General features: G+C 76.5%; 1 protein-coding gene. It reads left to right on the top strand.

The window, feature by feature from the left end:
- Window positions 1-139 precede the first annotated feature (139 nt).
- Window positions 140-961 (top strand): ABC transporter ATP-binding protein, encoded by an 822-nt coding sequence (locus tag B7767_RS36720; protein ID WP_371103357.1) that lies wholly within the window; start codon window positions 140-142, stop codon window positions 959-961.
- Window positions 962-1,000: the final 39 nt, after the last annotated feature.

The following is a 1,000-nucleotide window of genomic DNA, read 5'->3' as shown; positions in this document are numbered from 1 at the left end:
GGCCCACCGACGCGCTGGGCCCGCGGCTGTCCTCGTACCTCGGCGGCGCCCCGGCCCAGGGGGGCTGGGCGGCCGCGGCCGTCCTGTCCGCCGCCCTGCTGGCCGCGCGCCGCCCCGCCTTCCACTTCCTGGAGAAGAGTTGAGCACGGCTCCGCACACCGCTTCCCGCCCCGTGCCCGGAACACCGGCCGCCACCGTCCGGACCACCGGCCTGCACGTCCGGCACCGCAGAACCGTCGCCCTGGACTCGGTGGACCTGGACTTCGGCCCCGGCGTGCACGGTCTGCTCGGTCCCAACGGGGCCGGCAAGACCTCGCTGATCCGCGTCCTCGCCACGGTCGCCGAACCGTCCGGCGGCCGGGTGGAGATCCTCGGCCACGACACCCGCGACCACCGGCGGCGCGGCGAGGTCCGCCGCCACCTGGGCTACCTGCCGCAGGACTTCGGCTACTACCCGGGCTTCACGGTGCGGGAGTTCGTCGCCTACGTGGCCTGGCTGAAGGAGATGCCCGCGGACCGCGTCCCGGCCGCCGTCGAGCGGGCCGTCGCCCGCGTCGGCCTGGCCGACCGCATCGACGCGAAGGTGCGCGGACTCTCCGGCGGCATGATCCGCCGCGTCGGCATCGCCCAGGCCGTCGTGAACGAGCCCCGTGTGCTGCTCCTCGACGAGCCGACCGCCGGCCTGGACCCGGAACAGCGCGTGGAGTTCCGCGAGCTGCTGCGCGAACTGGGCGCCTCGTCCACCGTCATCGTCTCCACGCACCTGGTGGAGGACGTGGCGGCGGCCTGCACGGAGGTCACCCTCGTCGACGCGGGCCGGGTCGCCTACCGCGGGACGCCCCCGGCACTCGGCGCTCTCGGCGAGTCGGCGGGCGGCCCCGGCGACCACCCGATCGAGCGCGGCTACACGGCGGCGCTGCGGGCCCACCGGGCGTCGGCACCGGGAGGGACGTCCCGGTGACCCTCGTGACGGAACGGGCCGCGCGGCAAGGGGCCGGGC

The organism is Streptomyces sp. 13-12-16 (genome assembly GCF_002114215.1).
Lineage (GTDB): Bacteria > Actinomycetota > Actinomycetes > Streptomycetales > Streptomycetaceae > Streptomyces.
The sequence above is the reverse complement of the archived record's forward strand: the minus strand, read 5'-3'. Positions and strand labels throughout refer to the sequence as shown.